Here is a 25,536-nt window from a genome sequence, read left to right as displayed (position 1 = left end):
AGCTGTTACATATTGTTCTCCCCAGGCAACAAGCCCGGTTCCTCCGGTAAGGATAAGAATTCCGGTAATTGCATTTTTTTCCAGTTGATGAGGGAATTTGCTTTTTCTCCTTTAGAAAGAAGATATCCGATCATCAGAATTCCGGCCACCAGAAATCTTAATCCCGAAAGAATAAATGGCGGAAAACCTTTCAAGCCAAATGAAATAGCTAAAAACGTAATTCCCCATATCACATAGATGTTTGTAAACGCCAATGGAATCAACCATTTGTTTTTAGAATTGCTCATTTTTATGTTTTTAATGTTGTTGTGTTCAATAAAAAAGGCCCTACAACGTGGTAGGGCCTTTACAAAATATGTCTAAATAAAAGTAAGGTCAACCACAGTATTCCCGATATACAGGCATACAGATATGCTTCATCATGTTTTTGATGGTATGTTTCTTCATTGAATTATTTTTTAATTCTGCCTTCATTTTATTTTATTTCCTGAATACGGTTGCAAATATATAATATAATTTTTATTAGTCCACTAAAAAAGTAGACAATTTAAATATTAATTTATTGTTAATAATTTAATTTGTTTAAAATCAATGTTTTGTGGTTTTTATTTTTTAATGTTAAAAAATAATTTACTGATGTTTTTTGACTTTTAATTGAATTTATGCTGAAATCATATCATAGATGAAGTTGTGAAAAACATAAAATAAATTAAATTTTTTGAGAATTGTGTAAAGTTTACTTCCGGGTGGTGAAATTTGATAAAAGTGGAGGAACTGCATTTATTAAACTAGTTAAATGCACAGCATTTCTGTTCACTGTAATTTAGCATCAAAATTAAAAGACATGGACAATAGAATATTAGGTCTGCACCATATTACAGCAATAGCAGACAACGCGAAAAGAAATTTAGATTTTTATACAAAAGTTTTAGGGGTAAGACTGGTAAAGAAAACCGTAAACTTTGACGATCCCGGAACATACCATTTCTATTTCGGAAATGAAAACGGAACACCGGGAACCATTCTTACGTTCTTCCCGTGGGAAGGAATTGGTAAGGGAACCAACGGAAGCGGAATGGCTACCCATATCGGCTATTCAGTACCGAAAGGAAGCCTTGAATTCTGGAAAAGCCGTTTGCAGGATTTTAATGTCAATGTGGAAGAAGGGGAAGTATTTGGTGAAAAGATGATCTCTTTTACGGATCCGGACGGACTTCAGTTACAGTTTATAGAACCTTCGGGTGATGACAACAGAAAAGTGTGGACAACTGATGATATCAAAGACGAATATGCCCTGAAAGGATTTCATAATGTTACTTTAACCCTAAAAAAAGCAGATCCTACGATCAAAGTTCTGACTGGTATTTTAGGATATGATCTGAAAAAACAGGAGGGGGAAAGATACAGATTGGCTACTGATGCCATTGATACCGCTAATCTGGTAGATATTATTGAAAACGATACCATTCCTGCCGGTAGAAATGCTGCCGGAACCAATCACCACATTGCATTCAGGGTAAAAGATGATAATGTTCTGATGGAATACCGCGAAAAAGCATTATCTGCAGGATTGAGCATCACTCCGAAAATCAACAGAGATTATTTCTATTCACTGTATTTCCGTGAGCCGGGCGGTGTTTTATTTGAAATCGCTACTGATAATCCGGGATTCACAGTGGATGAACCTCTGAATGAACTGGGAACCAACCTGAAGCTCCCTGTACAATATGAAGGAATGCGTGAGAAAATATAAGGAGTGCTTCCGAAATTATCATAGATCATCGGCAGGCTCTGATAAAGATGTTAATTTTGAATTAAGAATTAAAAAACAAACAAAATGGAAAGAACAGAAATAGTGTTGGAAGGGAGAAAAGGAGAAATCCAGCTTTTCTCAGATGATCATAAAGCAGGTAAAATGGATATTTCAGTCATTGGAAAAAAACTGACTGTTTACCATACGGAAGTGAATCCGGAATATGAAGGAAAAGGCTTTGCTAAAATTTTACTGGAGAGGCTGGTATCTTACGCAAGAGAAAATGATTTAAAGATTCTGCCGTTGTGTCCGTATGTTCATGCTCAGTTCAAACGCCATCCGGAAGAATATAATGATGTCTGGCTGAAGGAAGAACTCTAATGAGTTTGAGAGTCGGGTTTCGGGATACGAGTTTTAGAGATTCGGCTGAATATGTTTGAGAGTAAGGGGGAGTGGGAGTGTAGATTCCTGCGGAATGGACAAACTATGCGTCTTATCTATCCGCCCACTTTGTCATTCCGAATGAATCTAAATATTCTATGTAGCCTTTTAAGATGCGGGATTTTGAAGCTCAGGATACGAGTTTCTAGATTCAAGTATGAGAGTGGAAGGGTAAGAGGGTTTGAGAGTCTCGATCTTATTAACCCAAACCCCGAATCTCGAACCCATCATAATAACCAATTAATAATTTTATCACTATGAACCTTATCACAGGACTGCATCACGTTACGGCAATTACCGGCAATGCACAGGAAAATATAGACTTTTATACCGGAGTATTAGGACTTCGTTTGGTCAAAAAAACAGTCAATTTCGATTATTCGGATGTTTATCATTTTTATTTCGGTGACGAATACGGAACACCGGGAACAATTATGACTACTTTTCCGTATGGCAAAGATCTGATCAATGGAAGACATGGTAAAGGAATGCTCAATACCACAGCTTTTTCAGTTTCCATAGATGCTCTGGATTATTGGATAAGCCGTCTGGAACAGTTTAATATTCCTTTTAAACAGCCTCAGCAAAGGTTTTCAGATGAAGTTTTTATTTACCTTGAAGATTTTGACGGGCTGGGACTGGAACTGGTTTTTAATGATAAGGATGAAAGAAAAGGCTATTATAATGGTTATATTCCTAAAGATTATGCGGTCAGGGGAATCCATCATGTTGAAATCTGGCAGGATGCCTATGAAAGAACAGCAGCTCTCCTTACCACTCAGATGGATCATAAAGTAATCAAAGAAAGTCCTGACAGACTGAGACTGGGAACAGAAAATCTGCCGGGAAAATATGTAGATCTGCTTTCTACGCCTAATGCCTTAAAAGGATTGGCCGGAAGGGGAACCGTTCACCATGTGGCTTTTGCTACTCCGGATGCGGTATCTCAGCTTGAAATGGTAAAAAGGTTAAATGCATACGGACTGGAACATACCGAAGTAAAAGACAGAAAATATTTTACCTCTGTCTACTTTAAAGAGCCGGGAGGTGTATTGTTTGAAATTGCCACTTCAGGCCCGGGTTTCGATGTAGACGAAGAAGCAGAGTTTTTAGGACAGGATCTGATGTTACCGCAGCAGTTTGAAAAAAGAAGAGAGCGTCTTACAGAAGTCCTTCCTGTAATCCAGTATCCAACAGAAAAATTCAGATAGAAATAATGAGTCATATTTTAAATATAAAAACAGCAGGAATACCATTGAATCAGGCGGAAAAAGCTTTGATTATGGTTCACGGACGTGGGGGAAGTGCTCAGGATATCTTAAGTTTATCCCAGCATTTGAATGTGAAAGATTATGCGCTGTTAGCACCACAAGCCCTTAATCATACCTGGTATCCTTATTCATTTATGGCACCGGCAGATCAGAACGAACCCTGGCTTTCATCAGCTCTGGAAATGGTGGGAGAAACAGTGAAAGCAGCGGTGGATGCAGGGATTAAGCCAGAAAATATTTACTTTTTCGGATTTTCCCAGGGAGCCTGTCTTACCCTTGAATTTTTAGCCCGTAATGCTCAGAAATACGGTGGGGCAGCAGCCATTATCGGAGGAGTGATAGGAGATAAGATCAACCGTGGAAATTATAAGGGCGATTTTGCCGGAACTCCGGTTTTCCTGGGAACCAGCAACCCTGATTTTCATGTACCTGTGGAAAGAGTATACGCAACAGCCAATATTTTAAGAGACATGAATGCCGAGGTAACAGAAAAGGTATATGACAATTTCGGACACTCTATTAACGGGGAAGAGATTGAATTGTCCAACTCGATTATCTTTAATTAAGTACATTAACTTTGAATTATTTGTAATTTTTAATGATCCTTTAAGTGGTTAGTGAAGATTCCTACGGAATGACAATGTGAGCGGATAGATAATGCGCATACTTTGTCATTCCGTAGGAATCAAACCAAATGTATAAATTAGCATTCAATAGCGGCGGGCTTTAGCCCGCCAAACAAAAAATATAAATCACTGGCTTTAGCCAAAACCTAAATAATCCGAACCTGAAAACTAACTTCTGATCTCTAATTTCTAACTTCTGAAAAACATGCATGAACAACTACTTTTAATACTGGGGCTTTTATTGCTGGTGATGATGCTGGTGATGCTGGCACAGCGGATTAAAATTGCTTATCCGATTTTTCTGGTGCTGGCCGGATTAGGGATCAGTATGATTCCTGGCGTACCCATTTTAAAACTGGATCCGGATATTATATTTTTAATTTTCCTGCCGCCTCTTTTATATGAAGCGGCCTGGTATACCTCATGGAATGATTTCTGGAAATGGAAACGCACTATTAGTCTGCTGGCTTTTGGTCTCGTATTTCTCACTTCTCTGGTGGTGGCCTGTACTTCACAGATGCTGATTCCGGGGTTTACACTGGCATTGGGCTTTTTGTTGGGAGGAATTGTTTCGCCGCCGGATGCAATTGCAACCACTACTGTTTTAAAAGGACTGAAGGTTCCCAGGCGTACCATCGCTATACTCGAAGGGGAAAGCCTGATTAATGATGCTTCATCATTGATTGTTTTCAGGTTTGCGCTGGCTGCCGTTATGACAGGTGCTTTCTCAATGCATGAAGCAACAGGGCAGTTTTTCTGGTGGCAGGAATGGGAGTCGTGGTAGGAATCGCAGGGGCTCATATCTTCTACGCCATACACCGTTTTTTACCTACAACACCGGCGATTGACGCTGCTATAACAGTGATTACTCCCTATATCCTGTTCCTTTCTGCGGAGCATTTTCATTTTCCGGGGTGATGGCTGTGGTGAGCGGAGGACTGTTCATGTCTTTCCGTGCGCATGAAATTTTCAAAACAGGAACCACAAGAATCAACATGACAGGAGTCTGGAATACCCTGATTTTTGTAATGAACGCCCTGGTTTTTGTATTGATAGGCCTTGAACTTCCGGATATTATCAATGGATTGGGAGAAACCTCATTAATGGAAGGAATAAAGTATGGATTAATCATAAGCCTGATCGTTATTGCAGTACGTCTGCTGTGGATCTATCCTGTAGCTCATCTTCCAAGATGGCTCAGTGAAAAAGTCCGTCAGGATCCAAGTCCGGGATGGAAAAACCCTTTGATTATAGGATGGGCAGGCATGAGAGGAGTAGTTTCCCTGGCAACAGCACTCTCAATTCCGGTGATGATGAACAGCCAGGAAGAATTCCCTATGAGAAACCTTATTATTTTTATCACATTTGTTGTGATTTTTGTGACCCTGGTATTTCAGGGGTTGACATTACCTTTAATCATTAAACTGACAAAAATCGGGGAAATAGACCCTATTCTTCCTTCCCATGAACAACAGGCAGGAATTCAGATCAGGTTGGATAAGCTGGCAGTAGACCAGCTTGATAAGAAGTATACTGAAATCCTGAACAGCAATAGTCTTCTGATCAACTTAAAAAAACGCTGGAAAATGATATTAAAATTCACCAGAATCATTTAAGTTCCCTTGAGATGTGTACCAACAGGCAGAATGATATGGCAGAATACCACAAAGTGATGCTGGATATATTTGCATTGCAGAGAAACGAATTGTTTAAAATGAAACGTGAAAAACTCTTCAGCGATGATGAAATCCGAAAAGCAGAATCACAGCTGGACCTGAATGAGCTGAAAATTACAGGGAACAGGCATTTGTAGAATGACGAGGGATGCGGTTTTTGAGTTGGAGAGTCGGAGGGTTTGAGAGCTAGTAGGGGTGGAGGCAGGTTTCGAGGTTCGGTTACTGAGTGGGAGCATTTGGGAGTAAAAGTGTTTAGATCTCTACTGAATGGACAAACTAAGCACTTTATTTATCCACACACTATGTCATTCCGCAGGAATCTGAATCGTCATTTTACCTTTTACGTAAACAATATAAACATTAAACCCTGAACCTTGAACTTGAATTTTAAACCTTAAACAAAATGAAAACATTACATTTTTTAGTGATTGGAAAGAATCAGGAAATTCTTGATACTTTAAAAAGAGTTATAGAGAATAATGAAGGCTGGACGGCAGAAATACACAGTGATGAAAATTTCTGCTATGACTATATAAAAAATAATACCGTAGATATTGTCCTTTTAAGCTCCGGCTTAGAAGATGATTTTGAGAAAGATATAAAAGTTTTTGTGACGGTTTAGACAAAGATGTGAAAGTAATTGACCATTATGGAGGAGGAAGTGGACTTTTAAAGAACGAAGTTTACAGTCTTTTTCCTAATTTGCAGGGGTAAATCCTGCGCTATGTTTGAAAATATCATCAAAAATATTACCCGGTTCATCACAATCACTCCGGAAGAAGAGAAAGTTTTTACAGATCTGCTGGTATGTCAGTCTTTCCCCAAGAAAACAGTTTTGTTGAGGGAAGGAGAAGTCTGCCAGTTTGAAGGGTATATTCAGAAAGGATGTTTGAGAATGTATTGTCTGGATGATGATGGCACGGAAGTTACACTTCTGTTTGCCATTGAAGACTGGTGGATCAGTGATATTGCCTCATTTCAGGAACAGAAACCTTCTAAGGTTTTTATCGAAACACTGGAAGACTCGGAAATCTATATGCTGAATCCGGCGACAAAAGAAAAACTGCTGCAGGAAGTTCCCAAATTCGAAAGAGTTTTCAGAATGCTGGTGCAGCGAAATCTTGCCACCCTTCAGGGCAGGTTGGTAGACACTATTTCCAAAACCGCATCTGACAGATACCTTGAATTTATCAAACTATATCCTTCGGTCCCGCAAAGAGTTGCACAGTATTATATCGCTTCTTACCTTGGGGTTTCAAAAGAATTTGTAAGCACCATCAGAAAACGTCTTGCTTCAAAAGAGAAATAAAACTTTGAAAATGTTTTATCCGCAGATTTACCGGATAACTAAACAAATTTTTGCTCTTGATGACTTTACGTTTGAAACCACCCCGTCAAAAATTCTCTGAATTTTCGCCACCCCTCTGGAGAAGAGGAATTTTTACATCTTCATTTGTGGAATTTGTGAATAGGGTAAAGATCGTGATTGAATAGGAAATTGCAAGACTGGATTCCTACGGACTGACAAATAAGACGTTTTAGTTTATCCGTATAGCTTGTCATTCCATAGCAATCTAAATAAAGTTATTCTTTAAAATATCTATAAAATTAAACAGGTTTAAGAGTAAAACATACTTGTGTTTTTCCAAAAACAACAATCCAATATAACCACACTCCCGGATACAAAAAGTTTCCTGAATTTTTTGCTGCAAAGTCATTTATTAAACTAGTTAAATGTGCAGGACTTCCAACATCTCTAAATTTGTCCTATCAAACAAGAACAAATAACAATCTGATATGGACAGAAAAGATTTTTTAAAGAAAGGATTATTGGGAACAGGAATGTTTGTAGCGTCAGCCTCTCTGGCAAGTGCTATGAAAAATGACATCGATGAGATCGAACCATTAGAACCGATCGGATACAATCATCTTCCCAATACAGAATCAAAAATAAAAGAAAACTCTGTGATCCACAGAGCTGACACAAGAGGAAAAGCAGATCACGGCTGGCTGCTAAGCAATCATACTTTCAGTTTTGCCAATTACTATAATCCTGAAAGAATGCACTTCGGAGTACTGAGAGTCCTGAATGACGATAAAGTGGAAGCAGGAAGAGGTTTCGGAACGCATCCTCACGATAATATGGAGATCATCAGCATTCCTTTGGAGGGCGATCTTGAGCACAAAGACAGTATGGGAAATACAGCTGTGATCAGAAGCGGAGATATCCAGGTAATGAGTGCTGGTACCGGAATTATGCACAGCGAGTTCAATAAAAACAGTGATAAGCTTGTAAAATTCCTTCAGATCTGGATTTACCCTAAAAAAAGGAATGTGACACCGAGATATGACCAGATCACTTTAGACAAAACAAAAGGTCACAATCAGTTTCAGCAGATCCTTTCTCCCAATGCAGATGATGAAGGGGTATGGATCCATCAGGATGCATGGTTTCATTTGGGAACCTTTGATCAGAATACAGAAACCGGCTATCAGATCAGAAAAAAGGAAACGGAGTCTATGCTTTCATCTTGAAAGGAAGCGCAGAAATAGGCGGTGAGACTTTGGAAGAACGTGACGGCTTCGGGGTATGGGATATCCAGGGTCTCAATATCAAAGCCCTTAAAGAAGGTACGGAAATCCTTCTGATGGAAGTGCCCATGACGCTTTAAGATTAGTGAATGTCTTTTTAATGGCCAATGCCATTTTAAAATAAAAGAAATAATGAACCTGGTTTCATTACATTGTTGATACGGCCTCCTTTTTTTAAGGGGCTTTTTTATAAAAAATATGGTAACGATTACATATCTGACAAGCAATTTATTTAAATAAATTTTGTGAAACTTTATATCTTTTGAACAAACCCAATCTAATTTCCTCTCCTTCAACTCTAAGACCTCAATCCTCAACGAAATTTGAAAAGTCAAAAAAAATCCCGATTTTTGCACTCCTTCAATAAACCCGAGTTCATGAAATTATGTATTGCCGAGAAACCCAGTGTTGCCAGAGATATCGCCAAAGTATTGGGCGCTACCACGCCTAAACAAGGCTATATGGAAGGCAACGGCTATTGCGTAACATGGACGTTCGGACACCTTTGCACCCTGAAGGAACCTCATGACTACGGTCCGCAGTACAAATCCTGGAATCTTTTTTCACTGCCGATTATTCCCAACAGTTTTGGAATTAAGCTGATCCCGAATAAAGGAGTGGAAACCCAGTTTAAAGTCATTGAGAAATTGGTAGAAGAATGTGATGAGGTCATTAACTGCGGGGATGCCGGGCAGGAGGGAGAACTCATTCAGCGCTGGGTATTGCAGAAGGCAAAATGCAACAAACCGGTTCAGCGTTTATGGATTTCTTCCCTGACGGAAGATGCTATTAAAGAAGGATTTGCAAGTTTAAAACCTGCAGAAGATTATAAAAATCTGTATTTGGCCGGAAACGCCAGAGCGATAGGAGATTGGCTATTGGGAATCAATGCTACAAGGCTTTTTACGAAGAAATTCGGAGGTAATAAAGCAGTTTTATCCATTGGAAGGGTACAGACTCCCACACTGGCGATGCTGGTTCAGCGTCAGAAAGAAATTGATGCCTTTACCACAGAAGAATATTGGGAGCTGAAAACCAGATACCGTGATGTCCTTTTCAGTGCAGCGATTGACCGTTTAAAAACGTTGGAACGTGCAGAAAAAGGATTGGAATACCTTAAAGTAAATCCATTTGAGATTGTCTCTTTCGAAATTAAAGAAGGAAAAGAAAAAATCCACGACTTTTCGACCTGACCGGACTTCAGGTGGAAGCCAATAAAAAATACGGGTATTCTGCAGAAAATACCTTGAATTATGTGCAGAGCCTTTATGAAAAGAAACACGTAACCTATCCACGTGTTGATACCACTTACTTATCAGACAGTTTATATCCGAAAATAGCAGGCATTCTTCAGAAAATGTATCCTTATCAGGATCTGATTGCCCCGCTGCTGGAAGCTCCGATTCCAAAATCAAAAGCTGTTTTCGACGATACGAAAGTAACCGATCACCATGCCATCATTCCTACGGAAATTCCGCCTTCCCAGAATCTGAGCAGGGAAGAAAAACTGATTTATGATCTGATTGCAAAACGTTTTATCGCTGTATTTTACCCGGAATGTAAAATTTCAAACACATTGGTGGAAGGAAAAGTAGGAACCATTCCTTTCAAAACAAGCGGAAGACAGGTTCTTGAAGCAGGATGGAGAGCCGTTTATGCCAAAGAACCTAAAGAAGAAACCACCGATAAGGAAAAAGAAAAAGAGGAAGAACAAACCATCCCTGAATTTACTGTAGGAGAAACCGGACCCCACGATCCGATGATCCACCAGGGAAAAACGACTCCTCCCAAACCTTACACTGAAGCAACCTTGCTGAGAGCCATGGAAACAGCCGGAAAACAGGTTGAAGATGAAGAGCTGCGTGAAATGTTGAAAAACAATGGTATTGGAAGACCTTCCACCCGTGCCAACATCATTGAAACCCTTTTCAAAAGAAAATATATTGAAAAGAAAAGAAAAATCTGATCGCTACCCAAACCGGAATCCAGCTGATTGACACCATCGAAGATGAACTTTTAAAAAGCCCGGAACTGACTGGTGAATGGGAATCCAAACTCCGTAAAATTGAAAAAGGCGAGTACGAAGCCAATCTTTTCAAAGAAGAACTGATCCAGATGGTTACAGAACTTACGGAAAAAGTAGTGTATGGAAAAGGAAAAGTAATTACCCTGCAGGAAGAGGAAAAAGAAGAAGTGAAGGAAAAGAAAAAAGAGAACCTGCACAGAAAAAAGAATTACAGTCCTGGGAAGAAACAAAATGCCCGAAATGTAAAGAACATACTCTGATCAAAGGAAAAACCGCAGTCGGATGTTCCGATTTCAAAAACTGCGGCTTTAAAATTACGTTTGAGATTTTTGGCAAGAAATTATCCGATAAACAGCTTTTAGACCTGGTATTAAAAGGAAAAACCTCAAAATTAAAAGGTTTCTCTACCCACCCGGAAGCGATTACAGAAGGTGTTCTGACTTTAGGTGATGATTTTCAGGTACAGCTTGGTTAAGCTATATCGAGATTCCTACGGAATGGCAAACTGTACGGATAAACTAAGCATCCTATTTGTCATTCCGCAGGAATCCAGCCTCATACTTTTCTAGTTATCATTAAACAATAACCATTTATCGGAGATAAAATCATTGCGCCTTTGCATTTTCCAGCCAAGCTATACCGAGATTCCTACGGAATGGCAAACTGTACGGATAGACTAAGCATCGTATTTGTCATTCCGCAGGCATCCAGCCTCATATTTTTCTAGCTATCATTAAACAATAACCATTTATCGGAGATAAAATCATTGCGGCTTTGCGTTTTCCAATCAAGCTATACCGAGATTCCTACGGAATGGCAAACTGTACGGATAAACTAAGCATCCTATTTGTCATTCCGCAGGAATCCAGCCTCACATTTTTCTATTCAATCACAATCTTTATTCTATTTACAAATTTTTCAGCTGAAGACGTAAAAATTCCCCTCTTCCGGAGGGGTGGCAAAAATTCAAAGAATTTTTGACGGGGTGGTTTTACGTTTTCTGAACACATAATCATCAAGAAATCTCAACATTAGCTTTTTTCTGCTTAATAAACTGAAAAACTGATCCAATGATAAAAAGCAGTAAAAAGACAAGAAGAGTCTGTCCGATTACCGGATCTTTGATGTCTTTAGCCAAAGGATGGCCTATCGGAACCCTTGTGAAAGTCTCATTGATAGTAGGAACTAATGACAGGAAAAAGCTGAATGACAATAAAAAATTTTCAAAATATCTGGCCTTCTTGCTTTTCTTTTTTGGGCAAAAAGAAAGTAGGCAGCAGAGATCAAAACGATGATAAACAGCGAAAATACATGCCCGGCATTAAAACCGCCATGTTTTGAGATTCCTAATGCTGTAAGTGATGTAATGGCAGTAGTATAAAAATATACTTTTCCCGACCGCTGGGCCAGGTCAATTTTACCATATTTGATAAATCCTGTAATAGCTCCTATAAGAGCAGCAATACCGATAGCGGTATGAAAAATTCCTAAAACTGATAGATTCATATTGAGATGATTTTAAATTGATACACATTCAGTTTCTCATGAAACTGATGGTACAAATTTGCGGCAGAAATATCGGAATGGTTTTGTGATTTGGTTCAAGTATTTGAGAGTTTGGTTCAACAGAAAAAGCATTTCTTATTGTAAAGGAAATGCTCTTAATCGCATAAAATATTGTCAGCTATTTTTTATGTTCCAGACGATATGCAGACGGGGAAATATGATATTTATCGCTGAAGTTTTTTGTAAAAGTGGCCAGATCATTAAAACCGCAGTCAAAAGCGATATCGGTGATACGTTTATCTGATATTAACAATAGTTCGGCAGCCTTTTCCAGTTTTTTATTTCTGATATAGTTGGCAGGTGTATCATGATATAGCTTTGCAAATTCTCTTTTGAAGGATGATACGCTCAGGTTGCTTTGGTCTGCAAGCTGTTCGATTGTGAGCTGTGAAAATAAATTGGCTTCAATAATTTGCTTAAAAGAATAAGTGGCGGGAGAGAAAAGCTGTGAAAGAATCAATTGAACTGAATCTGCATTCTGTGACTGGGCCAGCAGCAGCATAATCTCTTTTACCTTAAGAATTAATATATCCTCATTAATGAGCGAAGGGTTTTCAAAGTAAAAAAGCAGTCCTTCTATATATTTTTGAATCAGGAAATCATTATTTATTTTCCCGCTTGATTTGTTAGAAACCGTATTGACAGGCTTTTGCAGTAGTAAAGGCAGCTCCCTGTCATAGATCTTTTTCAGGATATCCGGATAGAAAGTAACGATGACGATCTTGCAGTCTTCTGATTTTGAATGCTGAATATGCTTTCCTGCGCTGATACAGTTCAGAAGCAGAGAATAATCCGGAGTAATGTCGAATTTCTGCTCATCTGTGCTATATTGAAACTCACCTTTGATTACATACAGAAAACAGGCCTGCTCTGAAACCGGAAAATCATATCTGAACGGAGCTTTCAAATCAATTTTCTGGATCAGGGTTTTCCAAACAATTCGTATTTTTTGTAATCATTCAGCATAATTGATGAGTTCTGTTTTGAAGAGAAACAAGTTAATTAATTTCCTGAAATAATAACCATTTTACCGGAGATAAAATCTTTGCGCCTTAAAAGCATATGGCTTTAGAAATAACCTGCGCCTTTGCGTTTTCCAACCAAACTATACCGGGATTCCTACGGAAGATAAGCTGTACGGATAAACTAAGCATTGTATTTGTCATTCCGCAGAAATCCAGCCTTATATTTACCTTTAATATTTAACATTTTCACGATCTAGAATACCTGGACTGAAAATGTGACATTTCAACATTGTTTTTTTTCTGCTTTTTAAAAATTACACTTTTCATTCCTTACTGTTTAAATGAATGTTTAAATTTACATATAAATTCAAATCTATGACACCAGAGAAAAGAAAACTCATTACAGACAGCTTCAGCCGCTCGGAAACCTTGAAATTCTATAAAGCAGAACTGCTGGAAGTAGAAACTGATTTTATATCCATGAAGATTCCCAAAATGGAAATGATGACCAGAAAAGCAGGAATGTTCAATGGGGCAATGATTGCTTCCTTAGTGGATGTTTCTTCAGGATACGCAGCCGTGAGCCATTATCCTGAGGACTGTTATGTAGTGACCGTTGAGCTGAAAGTGAATTATCTTCGTCCTGCAATGGGAGATGCTCTGGTTTCAAAATCTTATGTCATTAAAGGCGGAGGAAAAATCATTGTGGTGAGAACGGAAATCTATGTACAGACTGAAGGTTCTGAATCGGAAAGTCATGTAGCGACTTCCTTAGTGACCATGATGAAAATAAAATAAGGTATCAAGGGAAATAAAAAGACAGAATATTCCTTACATAAAGGGTTTCAAAGAATTCTTTTTTCCGGAATGGAATGGCTTTTGCTCCACAAACCCCATAAACATTAAAAAATATCACAATGAACTTAATTATCCGACTATTTATTACTGCGATTGTCGCTTACCTTTTAACCAAAATCTTACCTGGAGTACAGTTTGAAGGATTCTCTTCAGCCATTATCTTTGCTATTGTGCTTGGGGTTCTTAACATATTTGTAAAGCCAATTTTAAGTCTTTTTGGTCTTCCATTGACCATTCTTACTTTAGGATTCTTTGCTTTGGTAATTAATGCCGCAATTGTCCTGATAGCGGACTATTTTATAGACAGTATGGTAGTAGATGGCTTCTGGTGGGCATTTATCTTCAGTATATTACTGTCAATTGTAACTTCTCTGGCAAACTCAATGTTCTCAGATGGAGATTAATTAAAAACATTGCATATCTAAATAAAAATCCGCTTATTGAGCGGATTTTTTTATTTTTTCATAACGAAATAAGTAGAAACTTTCATAGAAGAGGGTTATGAGTTTGTTTTTTATAAAATTAATGAAATTTACCTGTTAATAAATCACTTACTTTAAATTTTAATGTTAATTCTTTCGTCCGTTTTTATTTTAAATATTAACTTTGGCAATCTTTGAATTTAATAAAAGGATGCTAAAAAATCAGTTGATTTTTACATCCGTTAAAAAATGAATATCAACATATGAAACTTAAGTACAGTCTGCTGGCTTTGGCAGCTCCGCTTTTAATGAATGCACAACAAGTAATGACGCCTGAAATCCTTTGGACTTTGAAAAAGTTGGAGTACAGGCAGTTTCACCGGATCAGGGTTCCCTTATCTATAAAGTAGGACAGGTAGATCTGAAAACAGAAAAAACAAAAAACGAGAACTATTTTCTGAATGTTCTTAATCATCAGTCTTCTAAAATTGATTTCGGTAAAAAAGCACTTATTCAGTGGGACAAAAACGGAATCTATGCTCAGGAAGGTGATAAAATCTACCTTTCTAAAGATGCCGGAAAAACATGGGCAGAATTCTATACCATTGGGGAAGCAGATAATATTGTCATTTCTCCGGACGGAAAGAAAATAGCTTTCAGCAAGCAGGTGCTGGTGGAAAAAGTAATGGGTAAAGACAAATTCAGTGATACTCCTAAAACCACAGCACAGGTATACACAGACCTGAACCACAGACACTGGGACTACTTCAATGAAGGAAAATATAACCATGTATTTGTAGTGAATACTTCGGATAAAGTAGAAGGAGCTAAAGATCTTCTGGAAGGAAAACATGGGATTCCCGCAAAGACCTTTCGGAGGAGCTGAAGACTTTATCTGGAGCCCGGATTCTGCACAGCTTTTATATGTTACGAAACCTAAAAGCGGTAAGGAATATGCTACCAGTACCAATACCGATATCTTTGCTTACGATTTGGCATCAGGGACTACCAAAAACCTTACTGAATCCAACAAAGGATATGATGTAAATCCAAAATTCAGCCCGGACGGAAAATCTCTGATCTGGCAGAGCATGGCCAGAGACGGATATGAAGCAGATAAAAATGATGTGAAAATCCTGGACTGGAAGTCAGGGAAGATCACAAATCTTACTTCAGGCTGGGATGAAAGTGTTTCAGGAGATGTACTTTGGGGAGCAGATTCAAAAACAATCTACTTTACAGCAGCATTCAGAGGAACAAAACAGCTTTTCTCACTGGATTCAAAAACAGCAAAAGTACAGCAGATTACCAAAGGAGATTTTGACGTTAACGAAATCTTTACAGACAACAAAACTTCACTTTTAGTAGGAAGAACAGATATCAACCATGCCACAGAATTATTCTCTGTAAACGTTAAAAACGGAGAAATGAAGCAGGTTACTGAAGCTAATAAAGAAACATACGCTAAATTGGCTCAGGGGAAATCTGAACTTAAAATGGTGAAAACTTCAGACGGTAAGGAAATGGGAGTTTGGTTCCATTATCCTCCAAACTTTGACCCGAATAAAAAATACCCAACTTTGGTATACTGCCAGGGTGGTCCACAGTCTGCTCTTACTCAGTTTTTCAGTGTAAGATGGAACTTTGCCCTAATGACAGCCAACGATTATATCGTGGTAGCTCCAAATAGAAGAGGTATGCCTGGCTGGGGAACAAAATGGAATGAAGAAATCTCAAGGGACTGGGGCGGACAGCCAATGAGAGATTATCTGGCAGCTACAGACTTTGCGAAAACTTTACCGTACGTAGATGGTGACAGAGTAGCAGCAGTAGGAGCCAGCTACGGAGGATACAGTGTGTTTATGCTGGCTGGAATCCATGAGAACAGGTTCAAAACGTTTATCGCTCATGACGGATTATTTGATATGAAATCATGGTACCTGACGACAGAGGAACTTTGGTTTGCGAACTGGGATCTTGGTTCACCTTGGGAAAAGCCGCTTCCAAAAGCGTACACAGAATTTAATCCAAGCAACTTCGTAGAGAAATGGAACAAACCGATCATGATCGTTCAGGGGGAATTGATTTCCGTGTTCCTTACGAACAGGGGCAGGAAGCTTTCCAGGCTGCAAAATTAAGAGGATTAAAATCTAAACTGGTATACTTCCCGAACGAAAACCACTGGGTGCTTCATCCACAAAACGGACTGGTATGGCAGAGAGAATTCTTCGACTGGCTGAAGGAAACTTTATAAGACAAACAATATAAAATATCAATTAAACGGGCTTTAGCCCGTTTTTTTATGATTAATTCCGATAGCTTTCGCCAAAACTTAGATAAACTGAGTTGGGTTTAGGAAATTAAATTCAGGCTATTGGAAGCTGGAAGAAGGAGGCTGGAAGTTGCTGTCAATCTTAATATTTATAGAGGTTGTCCTAAATTAATGATATCACTGTTTAAAAAGATGAAAATTTGGACAACCCGTTTTTTTATGGTTGGAAATTCCGATGGCTTTCGCCAAAACTTAGATAAACTCAGTTGGGTTTAGGAAATTAAATTCAGGCTATTGGAAGCTGGAAGAATGAGGCTGGAAGTTGCTGTCAATCTTAATATTTATAGAGGTTGTCCTAAATTAATGATATCACTGTTTAAAAAGATGAAAATTTGGACAACCCGTTTTTTTATGGTTGAAAATTCCGATGGCTTTCGCCAAAACCTTAATAGCTTCCTTCTTCAAGCTCCCAGCTTCCAGCCTCATTAAAAATAAATAAAATCTCTATATTTGAATATGCAAAAGCGTATTTCTTCATTTCCACCCATTATTGACGCCCAGTCTGAAATTCTGATTTTAGGATCAATTCCCGGAGTGAAATCATTGGAAAAGCAGCAGTATTATGCCCATCCTCAAAACAAATTCTGGAAAATCATTTTTGAATTGCTGAATGAAGACTTTACGGATGATTACATCCAAAGAATCGAGACCATAAAGAAACATCATATTGCCCTTTGGGATGTGATTGATTCCTGCGAGAGAAAAGGAAGCCTGGATTCTGAAATCAGGAACGAAGAAGCCAATCAGATTGCGGAACTGCTGGAAGAACATCCGAACATCAAAGCCATTTTCTGCAATGGCGGGAAGTCTTACAAAAACTTACAAAAACAGCTGGGGAAAAATTATAAATTACCCGTCTTTTTATTGCCCTCCACAAGTCCGCTTCACACCGTTTCCTTTGAAAAGAAACTGGAAGAATGGAAGAGAATATTGGAGTTTTTAGTTTGAACGTTTGAGCGTTTGAGAGTGGAGGGGTTATGAGTTAGAGTGCTGAAATTGTAAACGAATAGATTCCTAGGGAATGACAAACAGAGCGCTTTATTTATGCATACACTTTGTCCTTTGGGATGTGATTGATTCCTGCGAGAGAAAAGGAAGCCTGGATTCTGAAATCAGGAACGAAGAAGCCAATCAGATTGCGGAACTGCTGGAAGAACATCCGAACATCAAAGCCATTTTCTGCAATGGCGGGAAGTCTTACAAAAACTTACAAAAGCTGCTGGGAAAAAATTATAAATTACCCGTTTTTTATTGCCCTCCACAAGTCCGCTTCACACCGTTTCCTTTGAAAAGAAACTGGAAGAATGGAAGAGAATATTGGAGTTTTTAGTTTGAGCGTTTGAGCGTTTGAGAGTGGAGGGGTTATGAGTTAGAGTGCTGAAATTGTAAACGAATAGATTCCTAGGGAATGACAAACAGAGCGCTTTATTTATGCATACACTTTGTCCTTTGGGATGTGATTGATTCCTGCGAGAGAAAAGGAAGCCTGGATTCTGAAATCAGGAACGAAGAAGCCAATCAGATTGCGGAACTGCTGGAAGAACATCCGAACATCAAAGCCATTTTCTGCAATGGCGGGAAGTCTTACAAAAACTTACAAAAGCTGCTGGGAAAAAATTATAAATTACCCTTTTTATTGCCCTCCACAAGTCCGCTTCACACCGTTTCCTTTGAAAAGAAACTGGAAGAATGGAAGAGAATATTGGAGTTTTTAGTTTGAGCGTTTGAGAGTAGAGGGGTTATGAGTTAGAGTGCTGAAATTGTAAACGAATAGATTCCTAGGGAATGACAAACAGAGCGCTTTATTTATGCATACACTTTGTCATTCCGCAGGAATCTAAATATAGTATGTAATCTTAATGAGAAAGATAGGGCTAAAAATCATTCACTCTCTAAATATTCCCTTAATCCTTTCAACAGTTCCAGCTGATTTTTCGTCCGGTCTAAATTATGTTCAGGATATTTTGTAGCATAATAAATACTGCCATTCAGATAATCGGTCAAAAAACGAAGTTCCTGGATGTAAATAGCGACCTGTGCGGCATAGTCAAGGCTCTCAGTTTCTGTCGTGGTCAGTTTATCTTTTAAATGGAACAGAAAACCTTCTTTTACCGCTTTATACATTTCAGGATTGAAGTTGTTTCTGGCACTTCCGTCATCTTCATGGGTTATATTGGTATAGGATTGGATCATCGTTCCGAAATCATACAAAATAGTAGAAATCATCGTGGTATCCAGATCAATTACTGCTAGCGGACGATACTTCCGATCGAAAAGAAGATTGCTGATTTTCACATCTGCATGGATAATCCGTTTAGGAATATGACCGTTTTTCTCCATCTCTATCCATCGATCAGGCAAAGACAGAAACCGGTTGGTGATTTCTATTTCAGCCTTTGCGTTTTCTTGTAAATGAGGTGCTGCATTTTTTAGCGAGCTCTTATAATCTGTAATTCTTTTTTCAAAATTGAGAAAGCCGGAATCGGATCTTCAACGGTAGGCAGCTTTTCAGTATTATTTACGGTGTTAAGGAAATAACTGAAAGTTTTAGCTGCTTCAAAAGCCGTTTGTAACGATGGAGCGGTAAGAAAGGTAACACTGTTTTCTATAAAATTGAGCATGCGCCATGGATGTCCATCCGCGTCTTTTATCAGAATTTTATTGGTCTGTGAGGGAATAGGTTCAATAATTTCAAACTGATAGTTATTGGCCCTGAGAATGTCATTGATCATTAAATGATTATTGACGATCACCTCCGGCTGTCTGAATACATGATGGTTAATTTTCTGGAGGATAAACTTTTTCCGTGATCTTTGTCTTCCAGAAGGTAAGTGGTATTGATCAGCCCGTCAGTAACAGGAGTAAGATTATAATGATCTGTACCGATAAATTCAAAAACAATATCGTTTAGCTCCATAAATTTTCCGGGTATCTGTTGTTGCTGATCTCTGAAATCAGAAAATCTTTAATATCCTTTTTATCATCGGCATACGTTACGCCCATCCATTGGGAAGGAGAAGCTTTTACCTTCACTTTTACCCTTTCTTCATCCATCATTCTCTGTACAGCGGAAGGAATATAAAATTCCTGTTTGGGCAGAGGGTCAGATTCAATAAAATCATAGAAATAGGCTTCCAGATAACAGAAGATATGAGGATGGAAAATAAAAAGTTCATGGACACCAGTGCTTCCGGGTCCAGTTTTATATTTTCGCCGTTTTTAATGTAAACAATAGAGTTATTTATTCTTTGAATAGAAGTTTGTTCCTCTATTCTGATCAGGTAATTTTCTGAATCCAGCGTACATATTCCTCTTGCTACGGCTCCGTTACCACTCAATGTTGTGCCCACAGGATAAGCAATCATTCCCAGCTGTGTATCTGAAATATGGTGATGGTTGATTTCATGGGCGGCCAGCTGATAGGCTTCTTTTCCGTAAAAGTCATCCGCATTGATCATTACAAAAGGCTCCTGTATTGAATATTTGGCGCAGAGTACAGCATGAGCAGTTCCCCATGGTTTTTCACGGTCAGGATAATCAAAACCTTCCAGTGAAATAGGAATGCTGTCTATTTCCTGATATACCCAATGCAGCTCAAAATTTTTAGCTTTTGAAATTGTGTTGAGCCTTTCAATATAACTTTCAGGAATCAGTTTGTTGACAATAATAACCACTTTCTGGAAGCCGGCTTCCAGGGCATCAAAGATAGAATATTCCAGAATCAGGGAACCGTTGCCGAGTATTCCATCCACCTGTTTAAGCCCTTTGTACCTGCTTCCTAATCCGCCTGCCAGTATAAGTAATGTCTTCTTAGAACTCATCCGTCATTCCAAATACAGGTTTACGGGTTTTCCATTTTCCGTTGGTGAAATCAGGGATATCAACCACCTGACCGCCTTTGGCAATAGACTCTTCACTCAATGGGGTAATTGAATACCACAGAGCCAGATCATACACATCCATAGGGAATTCTATATTTCGTTTGATACATTCTATAAAAGTATTCATCACAAAGAAATCCATTCCGCCATGTCCTGCTCCTGCAGCAGTGCTTTCAAACTTCTTCCATATTGGATGGTCATATTCTTTCATCCATTTTTCAGTATTGTCCCAGCGGTGGGTATGATTCATTGTTTTTTCAAAATAAATATGTCCCTGGTTAAAATCTCCCCATCCGAAATCCTGCCACAGGCCTTCAGTTCCCTGAACCCTGAAACCAAGATCATAAGGTCTCTGTAAACTTGTATCATGAGTAAGAAGGATGGTTTCGCCGTTGGCACAGGCAATCTGAGTGGTTACAATATCTCCCTGGTTGAATTTGACTTTGGCGTTAGGATGATTTTCCCCACCTTTTGGATGTTCAACAATATATTTATGAAGTCCTACAGATTTTGATGAGAATGAAGACAGTTTTGTTAAGCGGTTTCCTCTGTTGATATCCATCATCATGGCAACCGGACCTAATCCATGGGTAGGATAAAGCTCTCCGTTACGTTTTACATAATGTTCAGTTCTCCATTTTGCTTCACTAAATCCTTTTTCTCCGAATTCAGCACCGGAATTGTATGGATTAACACCGTCATTGAAAAGAACGCCTCTCAGATCATGCTGATATCCGCCTCTTCCGTGAATCAATTCCCCGAACATTCCTTTACGCACCATATTCAGAATAGCCATGATATCTCTTCGGTAGCAAACATTTTCCATCATGAAGATAGGAACTTTCGTTTCTTCGTAAACCTTTACAAATTCCCAGCAGTCCTGAAGCTTTATGGCTCCTGAAACCTCCATGCCCACAATTTTTTTAGCACGCATAGCTTCCACACCTTGTGTAAGATGCCATTCCCATGGTGTTGCAATAACAACGGCGTCTATTGTTTTTAATTTTAAAAGATTCCGATAGTCATATTCTCCATTGGAAAACTCCCGGGCAGCCGGTTTATTATTGTCTTTTAGTATTTTTTGAGAAGCGGCAAGCATTCTTTTCTCCGGATCTGCAAACGCTATAATCTCTACATCATTACGTTTTGCCAGTAATTTTACATGTTCCTGCCCACGTAGACCTACACCGATAAAACCGACGCGGACCTTTTTATCTGTTTTAAAATCATTGGAATAAGCAAATAAAGAATTGGGTAAAACCAGTGCTCCAAAGCCTGCTAAAGCTGCTGTCTTAAGAAAGTTCCTGCGGGAATTGCTGTTGTCCATCTATTTTTTTTCTAAATATATTAAAACTTTTGTAAATCCCGGTGAGGTGACGGATATTAAGTAGGAGGGTTTGAGAGTCAGGGAGTTTTAAGATGCGGGATTTGGTCTCGGGAGGAAGTTTTTATTTCCGGTTTCGAGATTGGTGGAGAGGAGAGCTTGAATGAGATGAGGGATCGGGTTTCGGGTTTGAGGTGAGAGTGTAGATTCCTACGGAATGGACAAACTAAGCGTTATCCGCCCACATTGTCATTCCGTAGGAATCCAGCTATTATATTTAGTTTTTGAGATACAGGATTTGAGATTCGGAGCACTACGTGTAAATACTGAAGAATATTTCCATTCATCTTTTTATTTTTCGTCCTCTTTACGGTTTTACTCTTTTGTCATTTAAGCCTTACATCCTTTCGTATAGAAATCTGTTGATTGATCCAGGCTTTTCTTAAGGCAATTTGTTTTGATATTGGGCAGTATAATGATCATGAGAAATAGCTTTATAAGAGTATTCATTGGCTTCAATGGTATTGATTACGAATTTTTAAATCACTTCTAAGTTGGATATCTTATTTTTCCATATAATATACTTCTTCATAAGGCTGAATCAGTACCCAGCCATGTCCTGAGAATTTCATCTGAAACTCTTCGCCGCTTCCCCTTCCGATAAGGCTTTTGAAAGAAACATTGGTTTTCAGTTCCGGGTTTAGGGTTCCGGACCATGCAACAGTAGCATTAGGATCTGTGAATACCGGTGTATCTGGAGTTACCAGCAGTGTAAGAGGATCTCCGTGAGTGGTAATGGCAATGTGTCCCGTTCCTGAAAGTTTCACCTGGAAAAGACCTCCGGACATCATTCCGGCAATACTTTTCAGCATGGTGATATCACTTTTTACACTTTGTTCGTGGGCAAGAACATCATTTCCGTTCACGCAGACAGATTCATTATTCAGATATAAAATACGGACTTTCTTCCCGGAATCGGCTACATACAGTTTTCCTGTACCTTCCGCTTTCATCAGCCTGGCTCCTTCACCGCTGATGGCTTTCTTTAAAAGATTTCCAATTCCCCCGGACAGCATTCCCTGTCTTTCAAAATTGATATTTCCCACATAGCTTACCATACTTCCTCTTTTTGTCCATACCGCCTGATTATTAAGGTTGATTTCAAGGAGATGTTTTGTTTCCAGTTCAAAATAATCTCTTTGCTGCGGATTTTCTTTCGTTTCATTGATAAATGCTTCAATCGAATATTTGCTCATAATGATATTTTTAATTTTATAGTGTTATTGTTTCAGTTTGTCGGGTTTATAAGCTCTTTTGTTACTTTTGGGATTCAGATTTGTGCCTTTTTTAATTTTTAAATAATTCGTCTGGTTCAATTGAATATTTCAATGTATAACCATCAGGATACGGATTATCAGTGAAGTATATTTTGCTTACAGATTCCATGTTGAATTTTAATTTTCCCAAAAATACTCTTTTTATCCCTTGAAACTCCCCGTAAAATCACGGTTTTATATCGGATTGTAAATAATACTTGACAAAGGGGTGTTCAATGTCGTATATTTGCACTCCGAAAATTACACCTTGTAATTTCAGTAATTTTTAAACCGTAATTTAAAAAATGAAAACATCAGATTTTAATTTTGATCTTCCTGCGGAATTATTGGCAGAACACCCATCAGAGCACAGAGACGAAGCGAGATTAATGGTACTTGATAGAAAAACACAGACTATCGAGCACAAATTATTCAAAGATGTAGTGGATTATTTTGATGAAGAGGATTTGTTCATCTTCAACAATACAAAGGTTTTCCCTGCACGTCTTTACGGAAACAAAGAAAAAACCGGAGCTAAAATTGAAGTTTTCTTATTGAGAGAACTTGATAAAGAAACCAGAGTTTGGGATGTTTTGGTAGATCCTGCAAGAAAAATCAGAATTGGTAACAAATTATTCTTCACTGAAGATGAATCTTTGGTAGCTGAAGTTATTGATAATACAACTTCAAGAGGAAGAACATTAAGATTCTTATTCGACGGTTCTTACGAAGAATTCAGATCTAAATTAAAGGAACTGGGGAAACTCCGCTTCCAAAATATATCAAAAGAGCTGTAGAGCCTGAAGATGCAGAAAGATACCAGACGATCTACGCAAAAGTAGAGGGAGCAGTAGCTGCACCTACAGCAGGTCTTCACTTCTCTAAGCATTTGATGAAAAGATTGGAGATCAAGGGAATCAATTTTGCTGAAGTTACGCTTCACGTAGGATTGGGAACTTTCAACCCGATTGAGGTAGAAGATCTTTCCAAGCATAAAATGGAATCTGAAGAGATCATCATCGATGAGAAAAATGCTGCTATTATCAACAAAGCGGTAGAAGCTCACAGAAGAGTTTGCGCAGTAGGTACTACTACGATGAGAGCACTGGAAACTTCTGTTTCTTCAAACAAAAAAATCTCTGCTTTCAACGGATGGACGAATAAATTCATTTATCCTCCTCACGAATTCGGAGTTGCCAATTCAATGATCACCAACTTCCACACACCGAAGTCTACTTTGATCATGATGATCGCTGCATTTGCCGGAAGAGATTTCGTAATGCATGCTTATGAAGAAGCCGTAAAGAAAAGTATAAATTCTATTCTTACGGTGACGCAATGTTAATTCTATAATAAAAGATAATAGGTAACAGGTTGCAGGTAATAGTATCTGCAACCTGACATCTAAAATCTGCAACCTATTTCTGAAATGAAAGATATCCGTACATTATCATTAGACCAGCTTAAAGACTACTTTGTGTCTTTAGGAGAAAAGCCGTTTCGTGCGAAGCAGGTCTATGACTGGCTATGGAGCAAAAACCTCCATTCAATTGACGAAATGACGAATCTTTCAAAATCACTTCGTGAGAAAATTTCGGAAGAATACACCATTAATCCTGTTTCCGTAGACCTTCTTCAAAAAGTTCTGACGGAACCATCAAAAACGGAGTGAAACTTCATGACGGACTGATGGTGGAATCTGTTCTTATTCCTACAGAAACAAGAACTACAGCCTGTGTATCTTCACAGGTAGGATGCTCCTTAAACTGCGAATTCTGCGCTACAGCAAGACTGAAAAGGATGAGAAACCTTGAAGTCGCTGAAATTGTAGACCAGGTTGCCCTGATCGATAGTCAGAGCAGAATGTATTTCGACAGACCGCTTTCCAATATCGTATTTATGGGAATGGGAGAGCCGATGATGAACTACAAAAACGTAGTGGAAGCGATCAAAAAAATTACCCAGCCGGAAGGATTGGGAATGTCTCCGAGGAGAATTACCGTTTCTACATCCGGTATCCCTAAAATGATTAAAATGCTTGCGGATGATGAGCTGCGTGTGAAGCTGGCCTTATCCCTTCACTCTGCTATCGAATCCAAGCGTAATGAAATCATGCCTTTCTCCGATAAATTTCCGTTGACGGATATTATGGAGGCTCTTCAGTACTGGTACCAAAAAACCGGTTCTGTTATCACCTTTGAATACTGTGTATGGAAAGGGATCAATGACGGAGATGAAGATATCAAAGCCTTAATCAAATACTGCAGACAGGTTCCTTCAAAAGTTAACCTGATTCAATACAACCCGATCGGGGACGGAAAATATGACCAGTGCAACAAACAGGCAGAAGAAAACTATATCCGCCAGCTTGAAAATGCAGGGATTACCGTAATGGTCAGAAGAAGCCGTGGAGGTGATATTGATGCAGCCTGCGGACAACTGGCCAATAAAACTACAGATTAAAATTTCCTTAAAAAAGCCTAAAAC

At 38.7% G+C, this 25,536-nt stretch carries 26 protein-coding genes and 5 pseudogenes; 20 read left to right on the top strand and 11 right to left on the bottom strand.

All coding sequences use genetic code 11. The features are described 5' to 3' along the window. Window positions 1-5 precede the first annotated feature (5 nt). A complete protein-coding gene (locus OWR28_RS17440) occupies window positions 6-287 on the bottom strand; it encodes an EamA family transporter (RefSeq protein ID WP_332387750.1) in 282 nt (93 codons plus the stop codon). Between the two features lie 557 nt (window positions 288-844). Between OWR28_RS17440 and OWR28_RS17435 the strand changes: the two genes are divergently transcribed. The 12 genes and pseudogenes from OWR28_RS17435 to OWR28_RS17380 all read left to right on the top strand — a co-directional run bounded on the left by OWR28_RS17435 (window position 845) and on the right by OWR28_RS17380 (window position 10,860). Then, entirely contained in the window at window positions 845-1,753 is a 909-nt protein-coding gene (locus OWR28_RS17435) for a ring-cleaving dioxygenase (protein ID WP_332387749.1), read from the top strand. Window positions 1,754-1,837: 84 nt separating this feature from the next. Beyond that, window positions 1,838-2,134 (top strand): GNAT family N-acetyltransferase, encoded by a 297-nt coding sequence (locus OWR28_RS17430; RefSeq protein WP_047433770.1) that lies wholly within the window; start codon window positions 1,838-1,840, stop codon window positions 2,132-2,134. A 317-nt stretch (window positions 2,135-2,451) separates the two neighbouring features. Then, window positions 2,452-3,405: a VOC family protein gene (locus OWR28_RS17425; RefSeq protein ID WP_332387748.1), complete on the top strand. Its 954-nt coding sequence runs from the start codon at window positions 2,452-2,454 to the stop codon at window positions 3,403-3,405. 5 nt (window positions 3,406-3,410) lie between these two features. Next, window positions 3,411-4,031 (top strand): dienelactone hydrolase family protein, encoded by a 621-nt coding sequence (locus tag OWR28_RS17420; RefSeq protein WP_332387747.1) that lies wholly within the window; start codon window positions 3,411-3,413, stop codon window positions 4,029-4,031. A gap of 265 nt (window positions 4,032-4,296) precedes the next feature. Further along, entirely contained in the window at window positions 4,297-4,875 is a 579-nt protein-coding gene (locus OWR28_RS17415; protein ID WP_332387746.1) for a cation:proton antiporter domain-containing protein, read from the top strand. Beyond that, window positions 4,851-5,009, top strand: coding sequence for a hypothetical protein (locus OWR28_RS17410; RefSeq protein WP_332387745.1), 159 nt, complete (start codon window positions 4,851-4,853; stop codon window positions 5,007-5,009). The genes OWR28_RS17415 and OWR28_RS17410 overlap by 25 nt, the downstream gene beginning before the upstream one ends. Window positions 5,010-5,017: 8 nt before the next feature. Beyond that, window positions 5,018-5,707, top strand: coding sequence for a hypothetical protein (locus OWR28_RS17405; protein ID WP_332387744.1), 690 nt, complete (start codon window positions 5,018-5,020; stop codon window positions 5,705-5,707). An 11-nt stretch (window positions 5,708-5,718) separates the two neighbouring features. Next, window positions 5,719-5,904 carry a hypothetical protein gene (locus OWR28_RS17400; protein WP_332387743.1) on the top strand — a complete coding sequence of 62 codons (186 nt, stop codon included), beginning with the start codon at window positions 5,719-5,721 and terminating at the stop codon, window positions 5,902-5,904. Between the two features lie 266 nt (window positions 5,905-6,170). After that, window positions 6,171-6,389, top strand: coding sequence for a hypothetical protein (locus OWR28_RS17395; protein WP_332387742.1), 219 nt, complete (start codon window positions 6,171-6,173; stop codon window positions 6,387-6,389). 102 nt (window positions 6,390-6,491) lie between these two features. Next, the gene (locus OWR28_RS17390) at window positions 6,492-7,076 is read left to right on the top strand and encodes a Crp/Fnr family transcriptional regulator (protein ID WP_332387741.1); all 585 of its coding nucleotides are present in this window, start codon (window positions 6,492-6,494) and stop codon (window positions 7,074-7,076) included. A 488-nt stretch (window positions 7,077-7,564) separates the two neighbouring features. Continuing rightward, window positions 7,565-8,439 (top strand): annotated as a pseudogene (locus tag OWR28_RS17385) (pirin family protein). A 297-nt stretch (window positions 8,440-8,736) separates the two neighbouring features. Then, window positions 8,737-10,860: pseudogene (locus OWR28_RS17380) on the top strand (type IA DNA topoisomerase). Between the two features lie 540 nt (window positions 10,861-11,400). Here the strand turns inward: OWR28_RS17380 and OWR28_RS17375 are convergent. From OWR28_RS17375 to OWR28_RS17365, 3 genes are all read right to left on the bottom strand, one after another. Next, the gene (locus tag OWR28_RS17375; protein WP_332387740.1) at window positions 11,401-11,598 is read right to left on the bottom strand and encodes a hypothetical protein; all 198 of its coding nucleotides are present in this window, start codon (window positions 11,596-11,598) and stop codon (window positions 11,401-11,403) included. Next, the gene (locus tag OWR28_RS17370) at window positions 11,571-11,891 is read right to left on the bottom strand and encodes a hypothetical protein (RefSeq protein WP_332387739.1); all 321 of its coding nucleotides are present in this window, start codon (window positions 11,889-11,891) and stop codon (window positions 11,571-11,573) included. Before OWR28_RS17370 ends, OWR28_RS17375 begins: the two co-directional genes overlap by 28 nt. A gap of 178 nt (window positions 11,892-12,069) precedes the next feature. After that, the gene (locus tag OWR28_RS17365; protein WP_332387738.1) at window positions 12,070-12,858 is read right to left on the bottom strand and encodes an AraC family transcriptional regulator; all 789 of its coding nucleotides are present in this window, start codon (window positions 12,856-12,858) and stop codon (window positions 12,070-12,072) included. A gap of 433 nt (window positions 12,859-13,291) precedes the next feature. On the opposite strand from OWR28_RS17365, the gene OWR28_RS17360 reads away from it, so the two are divergent. The 6 genes and pseudogenes from OWR28_RS17360 (at window position 13,292) to OWR28_RS17335 (ending at window position 18,248) form a co-directional block, all read left to right on the top strand. Further along, window positions 13,292-13,714: a PaaI family thioesterase gene (locus OWR28_RS17360; RefSeq protein WP_332387737.1), complete on the top strand. Its 423-nt coding sequence runs from the start codon at window positions 13,292-13,294 to the stop codon at window positions 13,712-13,714. 119 nt (window positions 13,715-13,833) lie between these two features. Continuing rightward, the gene (locus tag OWR28_RS17355; protein WP_114821738.1) at window positions 13,834-14,178 is read left to right on the top strand and encodes a phage holin family protein; all 345 of its coding nucleotides are present in this window, start codon (window positions 13,834-13,836) and stop codon (window positions 14,176-14,178) included. 281 nt (window positions 14,179-14,459) lie between these two features. Further along, window positions 14,460-16,450: pseudogene (locus tag OWR28_RS17350) on the top strand (S9 family peptidase). A gap of 534 nt (window positions 16,451-16,984) precedes the next feature. After that, complete coding sequence (locus tag OWR28_RS17345; RefSeq protein ID WP_332387736.1) at window positions 16,985-17,476, top strand: DNA-deoxyinosine glycosylase; 492 nt, start codon at window positions 16,985-16,987, stop codon at window positions 17,474-17,476. A gap of 73 nt (window positions 17,477-17,549) precedes the next feature. Next, the gene (locus OWR28_RS17340; protein ID WP_332387734.1) at window positions 17,550-17,858 is read left to right on the top strand and encodes a hypothetical protein; all 309 of its coding nucleotides are present in this window, start codon (window positions 17,550-17,552) and stop codon (window positions 17,856-17,858) included. A gap of 78 nt (window positions 17,859-17,936) precedes the next feature. Continuing rightward, entirely contained in the window at window positions 17,937-18,248 is a 312-nt protein-coding gene (locus tag OWR28_RS17335; RefSeq protein ID WP_332387733.1) for a hypothetical protein, read from the top strand. Window positions 18,249-18,409: 161 nt separating this feature from the next. Here OWR28_RS17335 and OWR28_RS17330 read toward each other — a convergent pair whose 3' ends face one another. The 7 genes from OWR28_RS17330 to OWR28_RS17300 form a co-directional block, all read right to left on the bottom strand. Further along, window positions 18,410-18,868, bottom strand: coding sequence for a phosphotransferase (locus tag OWR28_RS17330; protein ID WP_332387732.1), 459 nt, complete (start codon window positions 18,866-18,868; stop codon window positions 18,410-18,412). Window positions 18,869-18,957: 89 nt separating this feature from the next. After that, entirely contained in the window at window positions 18,958-19,260 is a 303-nt protein-coding gene (locus OWR28_RS17325) for a hypothetical protein (protein ID WP_332387731.1), read from the bottom strand. A 17-nt stretch (window positions 19,261-19,277) separates the two neighbouring features. Further along, window positions 19,278-19,445 (bottom strand): hypothetical protein, encoded by a 168-nt coding sequence (locus tag OWR28_RS17320; protein WP_332387730.1) that lies wholly within the window; start codon window positions 19,443-19,445, stop codon window positions 19,278-19,280. Further along, window positions 19,436-19,585, bottom strand: a complete 150-nt coding sequence (locus tag OWR28_RS17315) for a hypothetical protein (protein WP_332387729.1) — start codon at window positions 19,583-19,585, stop codon at window positions 19,436-19,438. Before OWR28_RS17315 ends, OWR28_RS17320 begins: the two co-directional genes overlap by 10 nt. Then, window positions 19,582-20,349: a sugar phosphate nucleotidyltransferase gene (locus OWR28_RS17310; protein ID WP_332387728.1), complete on the bottom strand. Its 768-nt coding sequence runs from the start codon at window positions 20,347-20,349 to the stop codon at window positions 19,582-19,584. Before OWR28_RS17310 ends, OWR28_RS17315 begins: the two co-directional genes overlap by 4 nt. Continuing rightward, complete coding sequence (locus tag OWR28_RS17305) at window positions 20,339-21,736, bottom strand: Gfo/Idh/MocA family protein (protein WP_332387727.1); 1,398 nt, start codon at window positions 21,734-21,736, stop codon at window positions 20,339-20,341. Before OWR28_RS17305 ends, OWR28_RS17310 begins: the two co-directional genes overlap by 11 nt. Before the next feature lie 560 nt (window positions 21,737-22,296). Next, complete coding sequence (locus OWR28_RS17300) at window positions 22,297-22,989, bottom strand: AIM24 family protein (protein ID WP_332387726.1); 693 nt, start codon at window positions 22,987-22,989, stop codon at window positions 22,297-22,299. Between the two features lie 365 nt (window positions 22,990-23,354). Between OWR28_RS17300 and queA the strand changes: the two are divergent. Both queA and rlmN read left to right on the top strand, forming a co-directional pair. Next, window positions 23,355-24,402, top strand: a pseudogene (gene queA, locus OWR28_RS17295) (tRNA preQ1(34) S-adenosylmethionine ribosyltransferase-isomerase QueA). Window positions 24,403-24,478: 76 nt separating this feature from the next. Next, a pseudogene (gene rlmN / locus OWR28_RS17290) lies at window positions 24,479-25,512 on the top strand (dual-specificity RNA methyltransferase RlmN). The last annotated feature ends 24 nt before the right edge of the window (window positions 25,513-25,536 follow it).

The sequence above is a fragment of the Chryseobacterium sp. 1B4 genome, from assembly GCF_036631475.1.
In the GTDB taxonomy this organism is placed as follows: domain Bacteria; phylum Bacteroidota; class Bacteroidia; order Flavobacteriales; family Weeksellaceae; genus Chryseobacterium.
This window is presented reverse-complemented; position numbering and strand designations above follow the sequence as displayed.

Bases quoted from the DNA above. Each gene is read 5' to 3' on its own strand.
- OWR28_RS17345 (WP_332387736.1), top strand. From the start codon at position 16,985: ATGCAAAAGCGTATTTCTTCATTTCCACCCATTATTGACGCCCAGTCT.
- OWR28_RS17400 (WP_332387743.1), top strand. From the start codon at position 5,719: ATGTGTACCAACAGGCAGAATGATATGGCAGAATACCACAAAGTGATG.
- OWR28_RS17300 (WP_332387726.1), bottom strand. From the start codon at position 22,989: ATGAGCAAATATTCGATTGAAGCATTTATCAATGAAACGAAAGAAAAT.
- OWR28_RS17360 (WP_332387737.1), top strand. From the start codon at position 13,292: ATGACACCAGAGAAAAGAAAACTCATTACAGACAGCTTCAGCCGCTCG.
- OWR28_RS17425 (WP_332387748.1), top strand. From the start codon at position 2,452: ATGAACCTTATCACAGGACTGCATCACGTTACGGCAATTACCGGCAAT.
- OWR28_RS17320 (WP_332387730.1), bottom strand. From the start codon at position 19,445: ATGGAGCTAAACGATATTGTTTTTGAATTTATCGGTACAGATCATTAT.
- OWR28_RS17415 (WP_332387746.1), top strand. From the start codon at position 4,297: ATGCATGAACAACTACTTTTAATACTGGGGCTTTTATTGCTGGTGATG.
- OWR28_RS17420 (WP_332387747.1), top strand. From the start codon at position 3,411: ATGAGTCATATTTTAAATATAAAAACAGCAGGAATACCATTGAATCAG.
- OWR28_RS17395 (WP_332387742.1), top strand. From the start codon at position 6,171: ATGAAAACATTACATTTTTTAGTGATTGGAAAGAATCAGGAAATTCTT.
- OWR28_RS17430 (WP_047433770.1), top strand. From the start codon at position 1,838: ATGGAAAGAACAGAAATAGTGTTGGAAGGGAGAAAAGGAGAAATCCAG.
- OWR28_RS17440 (WP_332387750.1), bottom strand. From the start codon at position 287: ATGAGCAATTCTAAAAACAAATGGTTGATTCCATTGGCGTTTACAAAC.
- OWR28_RS17305 (WP_332387727.1), bottom strand. From the start codon at position 21,736: ATGGACAACAGCAATTCCCGCAGGAACTTTCTTAAGACAGCAGCTTTA.
- OWR28_RS17340 (WP_332387734.1), top strand. From the start codon at position 17,550: ATGACAAACAGAGCGCTTTATTTATGCATACACTTTGTCCTTTGGGAT.
- OWR28_RS17335 (WP_332387733.1), top strand. From the start codon at position 17,937: ATGACAAACAGAGCGCTTTATTTATGCATACACTTTGTCCTTTGGGAT.
- OWR28_RS17355 (WP_114821738.1), top strand. From the start codon at position 13,834: ATGAACTTAATTATCCGACTATTTATTACTGCGATTGTCGCTTACCTT.
- OWR28_RS17330 (WP_332387732.1), bottom strand. From the start codon at position 18,868: ATGGAGAAAAACGGTCATATTCCTAAACGGATTATCCATGCAGATGTG.
- OWR28_RS17315 (WP_332387729.1), bottom strand. From the start codon at position 19,585: ATGATGGATGAAGAAAGGGTAAAAGTGAAGGTAAAAGCTTCTCCTTCC.
- OWR28_RS17325 (WP_332387731.1), bottom strand. From the start codon at position 19,260: ATGATCAATGACATTCTCAGGGCCAATAACTATCAGTTTGAAATTATT.
- OWR28_RS17310 (WP_332387728.1), bottom strand. From the start codon at position 20,349: ATGAGTTCTAAGAAGACATTACTTATACTGGCAGGCGGATTAGGAAGC.
- OWR28_RS17390 (WP_332387741.1), top strand. From the start codon at position 6,492: ATGTTTGAAAATATCATCAAAAATATTACCCGGTTCATCACAATCACT.
- OWR28_RS17370 (WP_332387739.1), bottom strand. From the start codon at position 11,891: ATGAATCTATCAGTTTTAGGAATTTTTCATACCGCTATCGGTATTGCT.
- OWR28_RS17435 (WP_332387749.1), top strand. From the start codon at position 845: ATGGACAATAGAATATTAGGTCTGCACCATATTACAGCAATAGCAGAC.